Annotated in this window: 15 protein-coding genes; 12 read left to right on the top strand and 3 right to left on the bottom strand. The window is 42.2% G+C overall.

Going from position 1 to position 12,904, the window contains the following annotated elements:
* Positions 1–22 precede the first annotated feature (22 nt).
* The 4 genes from rsmE to ruvX all read left to right on the top strand — a co-directional run bounded on the left by rsmE (position 23) and on the right by ruvX (position 2,841).
* Positions 23–757 (top strand): 16S rRNA (uracil(1498)-N(3))-methyltransferase, encoded by a 735-nt coding sequence (gene rsmE / locus PAARA_RS16655; protein WP_062570123.1) that lies wholly within the window; start codon positions 23–25, stop codon positions 755–757.
* 68 nt (positions 758–825) lie between these two features.
* Positions 826–1,779, top strand: a complete 954-nt coding sequence (gene gshB, locus PAARA_RS16650; protein WP_062570122.1) for a glutathione synthase — start codon at positions 826–828, stop codon at positions 1,777–1,779.
* Between the two features lie 24 nt (positions 1,780–1,803).
* Positions 1,804–2,361 carry a YqgE/AlgH family protein gene (locus PAARA_RS16645; protein ID WP_062570121.1) on the top strand — a complete coding sequence of 186 codons (558 nt, stop codon included), beginning with the start codon at positions 1,804–1,806 and terminating at the stop codon, positions 2,359–2,361.
* Positions 2,362–2,391: 30 nt separating this feature from the next.
* Positions 2,392–2,841 (top strand): Holliday junction resolvase RuvX, encoded by a 450-nt coding sequence (gene ruvX / locus PAARA_RS16640; RefSeq protein WP_062570120.1) that lies wholly within the window; start codon positions 2,392–2,394, stop codon positions 2,839–2,841.
* On the opposite strand, the gene PAARA_RS16635 is transcribed toward ruvX, so the two are convergent.
* From PAARA_RS16635 to PAARA_RS16625, 3 genes are read right to left on the bottom strand one after another with little or no spacing between them, the layout of a single operon-like run.
* Entirely contained in the window at positions 2,838–3,707 is an 870-nt protein-coding gene (locus PAARA_RS16635; protein ID WP_062570119.1) for a hypothetical protein, read from the bottom strand. The two genes, ruvX and PAARA_RS16635, sit on opposite strands and share 4 nt — an antisense overlap.
* The gene (locus PAARA_RS16630; protein WP_062570118.1) at positions 3,707–4,840 is read right to left on the bottom strand and encodes a PilT/PilU family type 4a pilus ATPase; all 1,134 of its coding nucleotides are present in this window, start codon (positions 4,838–4,840) and stop codon (positions 3,707–3,709) included. Before PAARA_RS16630 ends, PAARA_RS16635 begins: the two co-directional genes overlap by 1 nt.
* Before the next feature lie 14 nt (positions 4,841–4,854).
* On the bottom strand, positions 4,855–5,895 hold the full coding sequence (locus PAARA_RS16625; RefSeq protein ID WP_062570117.1) for a type IV pilus twitching motility protein PilT: 1,041 nt from the start codon (positions 5,893–5,895) through the stop codon (positions 4,855–4,857).
* A 2-nt stretch (positions 5,896–5,897) separates the two neighbouring features.
* Between PAARA_RS16625 and PAARA_RS16620 the strand changes: the two genes are divergently transcribed.
* The 8 genes from PAARA_RS16620 (at position 5,898) to PAARA_RS16585 (ending at position 12,901) form a co-directional block, all read left to right on the top strand.
* Positions 5,898–6,611 (top strand): YggS family pyridoxal phosphate-dependent enzyme, encoded by a 714-nt coding sequence (locus PAARA_RS16620; RefSeq protein WP_062570116.1) that lies wholly within the window; start codon positions 5,898–5,900, stop codon positions 6,609–6,611.
* Positions 6,612–6,628: 17 nt separating this feature from the next.
* Positions 6,629–7,450 carry a pyrroline-5-carboxylate reductase gene (gene proC / locus PAARA_RS16615; RefSeq protein WP_062570115.1) on the top strand — a complete coding sequence of 274 codons (822 nt, stop codon included), beginning with the start codon at positions 6,629–6,631 and terminating at the stop codon, positions 7,448–7,450.
* 23 nt (positions 7,451–7,473) lie between these two features.
* Positions 7,474–8,007, top strand: a complete 534-nt coding sequence (locus PAARA_RS16610) for a YggT family protein (RefSeq protein ID WP_062570114.1) — start codon at positions 7,474–7,476, stop codon at positions 8,005–8,007.
* A 54-nt stretch (positions 8,008–8,061) separates the two neighbouring features.
* Positions 8,062–8,502 carry a DUF4426 domain-containing protein gene (locus PAARA_RS16605; RefSeq protein WP_062570113.1) on the top strand — a complete coding sequence of 147 codons (441 nt, stop codon included), beginning with the start codon at positions 8,062–8,064 and terminating at the stop codon, positions 8,500–8,502.
* A 7-nt stretch (positions 8,503–8,509) separates the two neighbouring features.
* Positions 8,510–9,109, top strand: a complete 600-nt coding sequence (locus tag PAARA_RS16600; RefSeq protein ID WP_062570112.1) for an XTP/dITP diphosphatase — start codon at positions 8,510–8,512, stop codon at positions 9,107–9,109.
* A complete protein-coding gene (gene hemW / locus PAARA_RS16595) occupies positions 9,106–10,242 on the top strand; it encodes a radical SAM family heme chaperone HemW (RefSeq protein ID WP_062570111.1) in 1,137 nt (378 codons plus the stop codon). Before PAARA_RS16600 ends, hemW begins: the two co-directional genes overlap by 4 nt.
* A gap of 40 nt (positions 10,243–10,282) precedes the next feature.
* Positions 10,283–12,118 (top strand): DUF885 domain-containing protein, encoded by a 1,836-nt coding sequence (locus PAARA_RS16590; protein WP_062570110.1) that lies wholly within the window; start codon positions 10,283–10,285, stop codon positions 12,116–12,118.
* Between the two features lie 102 nt (positions 12,119–12,220).
* On the top strand, positions 12,221–12,901 hold the full coding sequence (locus tag PAARA_RS16585) for a hypothetical protein (protein WP_062570109.1): 681 nt from the start codon (positions 12,221–12,223) through the stop codon (positions 12,899–12,901).
* Positions 12,902–12,904 lie beyond the last annotated feature (3 nt).

The following is a 12,904-nucleotide window of genomic DNA, read 5'->3' as shown; positions in this document are numbered from 1 at the left end:
ATTATTTAATAAGCGACATCCAATGCGAATTCCTCATATTTACCAACCATCAGCAATTTCTTTAAACACCCAAGTAGCACTTGATGATGATGCTGCCGGTCATATTGGTCGAGTACTTCGCATGAAAGCTGGAGAAAAAGTCTCTATCTTCAATGGCGAAGGCGGAGAGTACTTAAGTGAAATTATTGAAGTAAGTAAAAAGAGCGTGATTGTAGAGCCGCAAGAGTTTATCAATCATGATGTAGAGTCACCACTTAAAATTCACTTAGGCCAAGGTATTTCACGTGGCGATAAAATGGACTTTACCATTCAGAAATCTGTAGAGCTGGGAATTACTGAGATCACCCCTATTTTTAGTCAACGCTGTGGTGTCAAGCTAAGCGGTGATCGCCTTGCTAAAAAACATCAACAATGGCAAAAAATAGCGATTGCTGCCGCAGAGCAATCTGGTCGTAACTTTGTGCCTGTCGTACACCCACCTATCGATATAAAAGAGTGGTTAGAGCAAACCAGCGATGCTCTAAAACTGACTCTACACCCACGCGCTGAACACAGTATAAAAACCATTCAAGTCCCAAGCGAGGGGGTGCGCTTTTTAGTTGGCCCTGAAGGGGGATTTACCGATGAAGAAATTAATATTGCTAAGCAACAAGCTTTTGTCGATATTCGCTTAGGCCCCCGTGTACTGCGTACTGAAACCGCTGCGCTAACAGTACTCAGCGCACTGCAACTGCAGTTTGGCGATTTAGCGAATTGAAAACCATAAAAACACCCATATATTAAAGTAACCGACACAGTGTAGTCATTCTATTCTAAGGCAAAAACATGGCAATTAAGTTAGGCATAATCTCTGATCCAATTAGTGGCTTTAATATTAAAAAAGACACAGGCTTCGCAATGATGATGGAAGCACAAAAACGTGGTTACGAACTTTACTACATGGAAATGGACGACCTATCGCTACGTCAAGGTCAAGGTTATGCAACCGCATCAAAGGCACGTGTTTTCGATGATGTTAATCACTGGTACGAGCTTGAAGAAAAATCAACAATTGCCCTTGCCGATTTAGACGTTATTTTAATGCGTAAAGATCCGCCTTTTGATACTGAATATATTTACGCAACCTATATTTTAGAGCGCGCAGAGCAAGCTGGAACACTCATTATTAATAAGCCACAAAGCCTTCGCGATGCAAACGAAAAGTTATTTACAGCATGGTTTAGCGAGCACACGCCAGATACCTTGGTAACCCGCAGCCAAGCAGACATTCGTGCATTTTTAGCTGAACATAAAGATATCATTTTAAAACCGCTAGATGGCATGGGGGGCGCGTCAATCTTTCGTGTTAAAGAAGACGATGCCAATATCGGTGTAATTTGCGAAACATTAACCGAGCATGGTAGCCGTTTTGCCATGGCACAAAATTATATCCCAGAGATTAAACAAGGCGATAAACGCGTCTTGGTCGTCGATGGTGAAGTCATGCCATACTGTCTTGCACGTATACCACAAAACGGTGAAACACGTGGTAATTTAGCCGCAGGTGGCCGTGGTGAAGCTCGCCCAATAAGCGACTCAGATCGTAAAATCGCAGAAGCCGTCGCACCAACACTTAAAGCAAAAGGTCTCATTTTTGTGGGACTGGATATCATTGGTGACCACTTAACCGAAATTAATGTAACAGCACCAACCTGTGTAAAAGAGATTGAAGCAGCTTATGACATTTCAATCACTGGCCACTTATTTAATGCCATTGAAAGAAAACTGAGCCATACTTAATTTAAACAACAAAAGGGGCGACCTATGCAGTCATTAGAGAATCACTTCTTAATTGCAATGCCTAGCATGCAAGACCCTTTCTTTAAGCATGCTGTAACGTATATTTGTGAGCATAATCAAGATGGTGCAATGGGTTTGGTGATTAACCAACCCATCAACATCACAGTGGGTGAGTTACTCGATAAAATTGAGATCGATAACGATAAAAGCCAAGATGCGGCAAGCCTTGCTGTCTATGCTGGTGGCCCTGTAAAAACAGACCGAGGTTTTGTACTGCATTCCCCAAAGCCCGGCTATGCTGCAAGCCAAAAGCTTAGTAGTGATATTATGATCACCACATCAAAAGATGTACTGGCAAGCTTAACGACAGCAGAAGCACCCGAGCAATTTATTATTACACTGGGTTATGCCGGTTGGGATCAAGGTCAGCTTGAACAAGAACTACTTGAAAATTCGTGGCTGATCATCAAAGCAGATCCTGAGATCATCTTTAACACCCCAGTAGAAAAGCGCTGGGAAAAAGCAGTCTCAATGCTGGGCTTTGACGTCAGTCAGTTAAGTTCTGAAGCTGGTCATGCCTAATTTTTACCGTCTTATTTTAATTGATTCATTATGACAAAAAGAACGTTTAAGCCTGTAGGCGAGCGAACCGTTATGGGCTTTGACTTTGGTACCAAAAGTATCGGTATTGCCATCGGCCAAGAGTTAACAGGTACGGCGTCAAGCCTACAAGCCGTCAAAGCCAAAGAGGGGATTCCGGACTGGCAACAAATTAAAAAAAAAGTGGATGAATGGCAACCTGATCTTATGGTTGTTGGCTTGCCGCTTAATATGGATGGCACCTCACAAGAAGTGACGTTCAAAGCGAAGAAATTTGCGAACCGCCTACATAATCATTTTGCTATTCCTGTTGAAACTCAGGATGAACGCTTAACCACCGCAGACGCTAAAGCACGCTTGTTTGAACAAGGTGGCTATCGCAACTTAGGCAAAGGGAATGTGGATAATATGTCTGCTGTGATTATTCTTGAAAGCTTTTTTGAACAATTTTACGGTGATTAATCGGTACTGTTAATCACGGTATAATCGTTTAAGTTAGGAATGAAGCCTGCCTCTTTGTAGGCTTTTTCTATTGCCCCTTGTTTGCGTAACTGCTTGAGCCCTGCCTGCAGCGCAGCATACGCTTGGCTTGCATCAGGGTGATGCTTAGAAATAATAAAATGACGGCTATCGTTGAGCTGTAAGACTATATTTGGCACCGCGACTAAACGAATGTCTTCCAAATGATATTGATTTTTGAGGCTTGGCATCAGTGGCATCATCACAAAGTCAACCCACTTCATAGACACCATACGAACTTGACTTAACCACTCGTCTTCTCTCAGTAGCTCTTTTAATGGCAACGCAGACAAGGTGTGCCAGTCTGTTAGCCATTTAGGCGTAGATACAGCTGTCAACGATTTGAAGTCTTCACGTTTTTGTAGTTTTAATACACGGTGATTCGACGGTGCAGTAAATACACCGGCATAGTACTCTCCCTTACGAATAACCGCATCAGAAATATACACATCTTTAGCGAGCTGCTCAGCGTCAAGGGACCAAACACTATCAAAACTAATCAGTAACTTACCGTCTTCAAGTAACTTAGTCTTACGAAAATTCACATTCCCTGTATGGTAGCTAAACGACTTAGTGAAGCCACCCAACATCAAGGCTTGTTGTGCGATAATCATATCCACCACATCACGGCGGATATATGCCCCAGTAAAGTCTTTCACTTCACCGGGCTGACGACCATTTAAGAAGCGAGTATAATCGTCATACACATCGTCACGGATAAAAATAACGATGTCATTTAATTCGCTTGCTTTTGCAGGAAAAGCACTCAAAATAAAAATAATGCATGCTATTTTTATCCCCTTCAACATTAGCTATTACCCTTTTCATCAAGGCCATCAATAGTCACACCTTGTAAAAAGCCAGCCCCTTTTTGCTCGTTATTTTGTAACTTGATCATCAAGCGTAAATCGTTTGGCGAGTCAGCATGATGCAAGGCATCGGCATAATTAATACGCTGGTGTTTATAAAGCTCAAACAAGGCTTGGTCAAAAGTCTGCATACCCATTTCTTTTGATTTCGCCATAGTTTCTTTAATTGAACCAATATCACCGCGCTTTATCAGTTCAGCGACCATAGGAGAATTAAGCAAGATCTCGATAGCAGCCACACGGCCTTCCCCATCCGCTGTTGGCACCAGTTGCTGTGCAACAATTGCGCGTAGGTTCAGTGCTAAGTCGTATTTTAGCTTATCGTGCTTTTCTTTTGGTACTAAGTGCATAATACGGTCAATGGCTTGGTTGGCATTATTAGCGTGCAACGTTGCGACACATAAATGCCCTGTCTCAGCAAAACTTAATGCATATTCCATGGTTTCTTGTGAACGGATTTCACCAATTAAAATAACATCAGGCGCTTGGCGTAATGAGCTTTTTAACGCTGACTCAAAGCTTTCAGTATCAAGACCTACTTCGCGTTGAGTAATAATACTTTTTTGGTGCTCATGCACAAACTCGATTGGATCTTCAATGGTAAGAATATGCCCACGTTGATTACGATTTCGATAACCTAAAAGCGCAGCAAGCGAGGTTGACTTACCGGTACCGGTACCACCTACAAACAGCACTAAGCCACGTTTTGCCATTATCACATCGGTAAGAATAGACGGTAATCCTAAATCGTTTACATCAGGAATTTGCGTCACAATTCGGCGAATAACCATACCCGCTTGGTCTCGCTGCCAAAATGCAGAAACACGAAACCGCCCTTCTTCTGTTGCAATGGCAAAGTTACATTCTTTTGTTGCGTGAAACTCATTACGTTGCTTTTCGTTCATCGCAGACTCAACCATAGCCAGTGCCTGCTCATCAGATAACTTATCGTCGGTCAGCGGTTGCAATTCACCGTTAATTTTGGCACTAACAGGTAAGCCACTAGACACAAATAAATCTGAACCATTCTTATCGATCATCACCTGTAAAAAGCGATTTAAAGGTATTGTCATAATTAAGTGCTCCGTTAGCCACCAAACTGAGTTTTATCTTGCGCTTTAGCTCTAGCATCTGCTGTAGTAACAATGCCGTAGTTCACTAAATTACCTAAACATTGATCCATTGTTTGCATACCATGTGATGCGCCAGTTTGAATCGATGAATACATCTGTGCAATTTTATCCTCACGAATAAGATTTCGAATAGCAGGGATCCCTATCATAATCTCATGCGCTGCCACTCGCCCACCTCCTACTTTTTTAAGTAATGTTTGCGAAATAACAGCACGCAACGATTCTGAAAGCATTGAGCGCACCATGTCTTTTTCTTCTCCTGGGAATACGTCGATAATACGGTCAATGGTCTTTGGTGCAGATGTGGTATGCAAAGTACCGAACACTAAATGGCCTGTTTCTGCGGCCGTCATGGCTAAGCGAATAGTTTCTAAATCACGAAGCTCACCCACTAAAATAACATCAGGATCTTCACGTAACGCACTTCGTAGAGCATTAGAGAAGCTGTGAGTATCACGATGAACTTCACGTTGGTTAATAAGGCTCAGCTTATTGTCGTGAACAAATTCGATTGGATCTTCAATCGTTAAAATATGGTGGTGTTTGGTCTGATTAATGTAATCAACCATCGCTGCCAAGGTGGTAGATTTACCTGAACCAGTTGGTCCTGTCACTAAAACCAAACCGCGTGGGTTATCAGCAATGGTCTTAAATATTTCCGGCGCACCCAAATCATCAAGTGTTAACACATCACTGGGGATTGTACGAAATACAGCAGCGGGTCCTCGGTTTGAATTAAACGCGTTAACACGAAAACGAGCAAGATTAGGTACTTCAAAAGAAAAATCCACTTCGAGATTTTGCTCATAGTCCTTACGCTGATTATCGTTCATAATATCGTAAACCAGACTGTTTACATCTTTTTGTTCTAATGCTGGAATATTAATACGACGTACATCGCCATCGACGCGTATCATAGGTGATACACCCGATGATAAGTGTAAATCCGAGGCCTTATGTTGCACACTAAAGGCCAATAATTCGGTAATATCCATTTATGACTCCACAACCAACTGATAATTATATGGTTACAATAGCAGAACGACTTAAATCCGCCTACGCAAGAATAACTCAAGCGGCAAAAAATAATCACCGTGATGAGCAAACGATTAGCTTACTCGCTGTTTCAAAAACCAAGCCTGTCGCTGATATCATCTCAGCCTACCAATCTGGACAACGCCTCTTTGGTGAGTCCTATGTACAAGAGGCCGTTGAAAAGGTAGCTGCACTGAAAGACTACAATGAGATAGTCTGGCATTTTATCGGCCCTATTCAATCAAATAAAAGTGCACTTGTCGCCGCTAACTTTGATTGGGTCCAAAGTGTTGACCGAACAAAAATAGCAAAACGCCTGAATGAACAACGACCAGCTGATAAGGCTCCGCTGAATGTATTAATTCAAGTTAATATTAGTTTAGAAGAGGCAAAGTCAGGCTGCCACCCAGACGAGCTAATAACGCTGGCTGAATTTATTAGTCAGTGCGACAATTTATGCCTACGTGGTGTCATGGCTATCCCTGCAAAAACCGACGATAGCCAGCTACAATTACAATATTTTGAGCAATTAAGCGCTTGCTTTGATAAACTAAAGGCCCAATATCCCCAAGTAGACACCTTGTCGATGGGTATGAGTAATGATGTTGAAGCTGCGATTGCCGCAGGTTCAACTATGGTACGCATTGGCACGGATATATTTGGCCAACGAAATTAAAAGGTGATAACAGACATATGTCAGATAAAAAAATCGCATTTATAGGCACGGGTAACATGAGCTACGCCATTATTGGCGGCATGGTAAAGAACGGTTTTGCAGCTAAAAACATCATTGCAACCAATCGCAACCAAGAAAAATTAGCGAAGGTTGCTGCTGATTTCGGGGTGCAAACAACCGCGGACAACAACGCGGCACTTCGCGATGCAGATGTGATTGTATTGTCTGTTAAACCACAAATGATGGGTGATTTATGCCAATCGTTCCAAGATTCAGGCATTGATTTTAGCGATAAACTATTTATTTCTGTGGCCGCAGGTTTAACTGTACGACGTCTACGCGAAATGTTAGGTCAAGACGTTAAAATGGTCCGTTGTATGCCTAACACACCGTCATTACTTGGTCGTGGTGTGTCTGGTCTATATGGCGCAGGCGAAACCGTGCAAGAGCATGAATTTGTACAACAAGTTTTTGAATGTACAGGTATTGTTGTGTGGGTAGAAAACGAGTCGCAAATCAACGATATCATTGCGGTAACAGGCTCATCTCCAGCTTACTTCTTCTTATTTATGGAAGCGATTGAAGAAAAAGCCAAAGCACTTGGTTTTAGCGATGACGATGCACGCCGTTTAGTACAACAAACCGCGCTAGGCGCAGCCGAAATGGCGCTTTCACAGCAAGACATTAGTATTTCTCAGCTACGTGCCAATGTTACATCAAAAGGCGGAACAACCCATGCAGCTGTTGAGCACCTGAAAAGCCAAGGTCTTGTAGGTACTGTTGCAGATGCAATGGATGCCTGTATTGCTCGTGCAGAAGAAATGGAAAAAGAACTCTAAGCTTACTTTTTGAAGGTAAAACTATGCAAGCCATGCAATTTTTAGTTGAGATTATTTTTGATCTCTTTTTAATGGTGGTCCTTTTACGCTTTTGGTTACAAGCGGCAAAAGCTGACTTTTATAATCCTATGAGCCAGTTTGTGGTAAAAGCCACTTCATTTGCTGTTAACCCATTACGTAAAATCATCCCTGGGTTTGGTGGCTTTGACATGGCTTCTTTACTACTTGCTTATTTAGTGGCTGTAGCAAAAATAAGTGTCATTATGTTGATGTTTTATGGCGGCTGGTCAGCAGCACCTGTCTTTGTTTCGGCATTTATGACGGTGATAAAAGAAGGCTTAAACCTGTTGTTTTGGGTTTTAATTATCCGTGCGTTACTAAGCTGGGTAAGTCAGGGCTATAACCCTATTGAAGCTGTTTTCCATCAACTAACCGAACCTATGCTGCGTCCGATTCGTAAAGTTATTCCACCATTAGGGGGCTTAGACTTATCGATTCTGGTACTCATCATCGGTTTGCAGTTTTTACAAATCCTGTTAATGGATTTTATAGGCTAACGCCATTTGTGAATTAAGAGGCCGCTAGGCCTCTTTTGTTAAGTGAGATATTCCATGAAGCAAATTATTCTTATTACCTTCCTCTGCCTAAGTTTATTTTTAAACTTTGCTAAGGCGGATGAACAAACAGGCGCTCAATTTAAAAAGCTTGGCCCTTGGGAGGTTCACTATATTGCCTTTCCATCCACCTTTATTCAGCCTAATATCGCCAAAAATTACGATTTAGACCGTAGCCCGAGCAAAGGGGTTATCAATATTTCGGTATTAAAAAACAGCGACAAAACAGCACAAACAGCGACCTTAACAGGCACCGCTCGCAACTTACTTGGCAATAGTAAACAGCTCGAGTTTAAAGAAGTTATTGAAGGCGATGCGATTTATTACTTAGCGCAAATCGACTACAGCAACGAAGAGATTTACCGTTTTAACATCGAAATCAATAAAAACGGCCAAATACAAACACTGAAGTTTCAGCAAAAATTTTACGTAGACTAACTCTCATATGAACAACACCTTAGTTTTAGCCACGGGTAACCCTGGCAAAGTAAAAGAGCTGGCAAGCATGCTCAGCCCGCTTAATATTAACGTGGTTCCACAAAGCGATTTTCAAGTACCAGAGGTGCCAGAAACAGGCACCACATTTGTTGAAAACGCCATCATTAAAGCGCGTCATGCGGCGAAGATCACGGGTATGCCAGCCATTGCCGATGACTCAGGACTTGAAGTAGACGGCCTAAATGGTGCACCTGGCGTTTACTCAGCACGCTTTGCTAAAGAAGGTGCTAGCGATCAAGATAATATCGACAAACTATTAAAAGAACTTGCTGATAACCCTATACGTAGCGCACGCTTTTGGTGTGTATTGGTACTAATGCGCCATGCAGATGACCCAACGCCACTTATTTGTAGTGCAAGCTGGGATGGCGAAATCACCCAGAGCCAAGACGGTCAAGGTGGTTTTGGCTATGACCCAGTGTTTTATGTGCCTTCTGAGCAGTGCACCAGCGCACAACTAACTAAAGAGCAAAAGAATGCACTGAGTCACCGAGGTCAAGCTCTTAAACAACTCCTTGCGCAATTGCAGCAAAAAGGCGGCCTGTGAACTTACCGCCTTTAAGTCTATATGTGCACGTACCTTGGTGCGTGCAAAAGTGCCCTTACTGTGATTTTAATAGTCATGGCCAAAAAGGCACGATCCCCGAAAAAGAATATGTTCAGCACCTAATTGATGATCTCAAAGCCGATCTACATTTAGTGCAAGGGCGTAAAATCCACAGCATCTTTATTGGCGGCGGCACCCCGAGCTTATTAACGGGTGATGCTTATACTCGCCTACTTAGCGAAGTCGACAGATTAATTGGCCTAAGCGATGACTGTGAAATAACCCTAGAAGCAAACCCAGGCACTGTCGAAACAGGCCGTTTTAAAGAGTATGTTGGTGCTGGTATCAATCGTATTTCGATTGGCGTGCAAAGCATGCAAAACGATAAACTCAAAGCGCTTGGTCGCATTCATGGTGCCGATGAAGCAAACTATGCGGCTGAACAAGCTCACCAAGCTGGACTAAACAGTTTCAACCTAGATTTAATGCATGGGCTTCCAGGGCAATCTCTTGAGGATGCACTGAGCGACCTTAAAAAAATTATTGCATTAAATCCGCCACATATTTCTTGGTACCAATTAACCATAGAACCCAATACACAATTTGCCTCAAAACCACCGACTTTACCCCAAGACGATATATTGTGGGATATCCAAGAGCAAGGGCAAGCATTGCTAGCCGAAGCAGGTTATGAGCAATACGAAATTTCTGGCTATGCAAAACCTGGCTACCAATGTCAGCATAACTTAAATTATTGGCGATTTGGCGATTATCTCGGTATTGGCTGTGGCGCGCATGGTAAAGTCACCAACATAAAAACTGGGGTCATCACTCGCACTGAAAAAGTCAAGCATCCTCGCGGTTATATGGACTTAGCAAAGCCTTATTTATATAAGCAATGGCGCGTAGAGGAAGACGATTTAGCGTTTGAGTTTTTTATGAACCGCTTTCGCCTTGTCGAGTCATGCCCTAAAGAAGACTTATCGTCACTGACAGGTTTATCGCAGCAAAGTCAGCAGCGAGCCTTAAATACAGCCATCGCAAAAGGACTACTAATAGATAACTCAGAAACTTGGCAGGTGAGCCAAAAAGGCCATCGTTATTTAAATGACCTGCTAGAATTATTCGTTTAACAACAAAAATTAAATTTCTAACAACGACAAAGGAACTAAAATGCGTAAACTAACCTTCATCGCAGCTGCGGTAAGTGTTGCATTACTTGGCGGTTGCCAACAAATGCAAGAGCAACCGACATCAGCGCCAAGTGTACAAAGCCAGCCTGTACAAAGTGAAATAGATAAAGCCAATGCGTTTTTCGAAGACACTTTTAATCGCGATATAATGAACAGCCCTGTATCTCAAACCTATATGGGTATTAAAAAAGATTACGGCAAATGGGATGATGGTAGCGAAGAGCGTGCTTTAGCTGATTTTGAACAAAAAAAAGCAGACCTAGTCGCACTGAATGCAATTAACCGCGACTTACTTGATGACGCCACAAAAGTTAGTTACGACTTAAAGAAACAAGATCTTGAAAATGACATCGCTGATTTCAAATGGCGTTATTACAACTACCCTGTGAACCAAATGTTTGGGGTTCACTCAATGATCCCTGCTTTTCTAATCAACCAACATCAAATTACTGATGTCTCTGATGCAAAAGCATATATCTCGCGTTTAAACGGTGTCACAACGGTTATTGATCAACTAATCAAAGACCTTGAAGTACGTGCAGATAAGGGCATTATTGCACCTAAGTTTGTGTTCCCACATGTTGTTGATTCAAGTAAAAACATTTTACATGGCGCACCATTTGATTCTGGTGATGACTCAACACTTCTTGCTGACTTTAAACGTAAAGTGGCAGCACTGGATATTGCCGACAGTGAGAGATCAGCGCTTATCAGCGATGCTGAAAAAGCCCTAAAAGCAGCTGTGAAGCCCTCTTACACTAAGTTAATCAACTTCTTAGCTCAGCTAGAAAAACGTGCCGATGAGCGTGATGGAGCATGGAAGTTTCCTGATGGCGAAACCTTCTATAACAACGCATTAGCACGTACTACAACCACTGAGCTAACAGCAAAAGAAATCCACTCGATTGGCTTAGCTGAGGTTGCACGTATTCATGATGAGATGCGCGCTATCAAAGATAAAGTAGGCTTTGAAGGCGACCTTCAAGCATTCATGCAATTCATGAAAACAGATAAGCAGTTCTACTACCCGAATACAGCAGAAGGTAAACAACGTTACCTTGACGAAGCAACAGCCCTTATCGATAACATGAAGACACGCTTAGATGAGTTATTCATTGTTAAACCTAAAGCAGGTCTGAAAGTGAAAGCTGTTGAAGCGTTCCGCGAAAAAGCAGCGGGTAAAGCCTTCTATCAACAACCTGCACCAGACGGCTCACGCCCAGGTATTTACTACGCAAACCTGTACGATATGGAAGCGATGCCAACATACCAAATGGAAGCACTTGCTTATCATGAAGGTATTCCAGGCCACCACATGCAGATTGCCATCGCACAAGAGCTTGACGGTGTACCTAAATTCCGCAAGTTTGGTGGCTACACGGCCTACATTGAAGGCTGGGGTTTGTACTCTGAGCTAGTACCAAAAGAAATGGGCTTATATGAAGACCCATATTCTGATTTTGGCCGCCTTTCTATGGAGTTATGGCGAGCTTGTCGCTTAGTTGTAGATACGGGTATCCATGCAATGAAGTGGACTCGTCAAGAAGGCATCGATTATTACGTTAATAATACGCCAAATGCGACCTCTGATGCCGTTAAAATGGTTGAGCGTCACATCGTAATGCCTTCTCAAGCAACCGCTTACAAAGTGGGTATGCTAAAGATTTTAGAGTTGCGTGAAGCAGCAAAAGAAAAGCTTGGTGAAAAGTTCGATATTCGTGAGTTCCATGATGTTGTACTTAAAAATGGTGCTGTACCACTTAACGTTTTAGAGCAATTTGTTGATCAGTGGGTTGCTAAAAAACAAGCCGCTTAAAAACATAATTGATTAAAAGGCCGCTTTGCGGCCTTTTTTATTACTGATAAACACGCTATAAATAGCTATACCTACCCCAAAGAATAATAATTGAGAGACTTCATGCTAAGCGCTATTGAACAACTTAACAGCCGACTCCAACATCATCAGTTAAAAGAGTTACTCACTGATTACCAAGGTTTGTCGAGCGTATTGCAAGCAGCGCAGTTACAACATCTATATCAATTAGCAAATAGCAGCGAAGTAAAATACCTATTTTTACAAAATGTCGCTGCACATTTGCTCGAAGCAAGCCCACTTCCGAGCGAAGCTGTCGGCTTTATTGATGATATCGACAAACTCAGTTTTTTCACGCCAGGGCTCAAATTTCAAAATGCTTTTAATATTACAGATCAACAGGGTAACAACCTGTTACATCACCTGTTTAGCCATTGCCAAGCAAATAAACTGCCCTTTAATTACTTACGCTCTTTGATGTTATTTGAAAGCAATGAAAGCTTAGCTGTCGCACTAAAAGCGCAAAACCAACAAGGATTAACCCCGATAGGATGTTACATTGCTTGTAATAACAACACACAGATGCCAGCAAAACATGAGTTCTCTGCTTTACTGGCAATGATGGAAGTAGATCAAAACCACAACCAAACCACCGTCACAGCCCTAGTTAATAAGCTTAAGCAATTTTACAATAGGGATATACCAAATATTACCGACAGCAAAGTGTTGCTTTGTGCTACGTATTTACAAGTGTCAACGACCCAGTTACTCCATACATTAAATTAATAG

It is taken from the genome of Pseudoalteromonas arabiensis (assembly GCF_001550155.1).
Classification (GTDB): Bacteria; Pseudomonadota; Gammaproteobacteria; order Enterobacterales; family Alteromonadaceae; genus Pseudoalteromonas; species Pseudoalteromonas arabiensis.
Note: the sequence above shows the minus strand (reverse complement) of the source record. Positions and strands in the feature narration are given on the sequence as shown.

Excerpts from the sequence above, each read along its gene's own strand:
- PAARA_RS16585 (WP_062570109.1), top strand. The coding sequence starts at position 12,221 with ATGCTAAGCGCTATTGAACAACTTAACAGCCGACTCCAACATCATCAG.
- PAARA_RS16645 (WP_062570121.1), top strand. The coding sequence starts at position 1,804 with ATGCAGTCATTAGAGAATCACTTCTTAATTGCAATGCCTAGCATGCAA.
- PAARA_RS16590 (WP_062570110.1), top strand. The coding sequence starts at position 10,283 with ATGCGTAAACTAACCTTCATCGCAGCTGCGGTAAGTGTTGCATTACTT.
- PAARA_RS16620 (WP_062570116.1), top strand. The coding sequence starts at position 5,898 with ATGACTCCACAACCAACTGATAATTATATGGTTACAATAGCAGAACGA.
- PAARA_RS16635 (WP_062570119.1), bottom strand. The coding sequence starts at position 3,707 with ATGTTGAAGGGGATAAAAATAGCATGCATTATTTTTATTTTGAGTGCT.
- ruvX (WP_062570120.1), top strand. The coding sequence starts at position 2,392 with ATGACAAAAAGAACGTTTAAGCCTGTAGGCGAGCGAACCGTTATGGGC.
- PAARA_RS16605 (WP_062570113.1), top strand. The coding sequence starts at position 8,062 with ATGAAGCAAATTATTCTTATTACCTTCCTCTGCCTAAGTTTATTTTTA.
- PAARA_RS16630 (WP_062570118.1), bottom strand. The coding sequence starts at position 4,840 with ATGACAATACCTTTAAATCGCTTTTTACAGGTGATGATCGATAAGAAT.
- proC (WP_062570115.1), top strand. The coding sequence starts at position 6,629 with ATGTCAGATAAAAAAATCGCATTTATAGGCACGGGTAACATGAGCTAC.
- rsmE (WP_062570123.1), top strand. The coding sequence starts at position 23 with ATGCGAATTCCTCATATTTACCAACCATCAGCAATTTCTTTAAACACC.
- PAARA_RS16600 (WP_062570112.1), top strand. The coding sequence starts at position 8,510 with ATGAACAACACCTTAGTTTTAGCCACGGGTAACCCTGGCAAAGTAAAA.
- gshB (WP_062570122.1), top strand. The coding sequence starts at position 826 with ATGGCAATTAAGTTAGGCATAATCTCTGATCCAATTAGTGGCTTTAAT.
- PAARA_RS16625 (WP_062570117.1), bottom strand. The coding sequence starts at position 5,895 with ATGGATATTACCGAATTATTGGCCTTTAGTGTGCAACATAAGGCCTCG.
- PAARA_RS16610 (WP_062570114.1), top strand. The coding sequence starts at position 7,474 with ATGCAAGCCATGCAATTTTTAGTTGAGATTATTTTTGATCTCTTTTTA.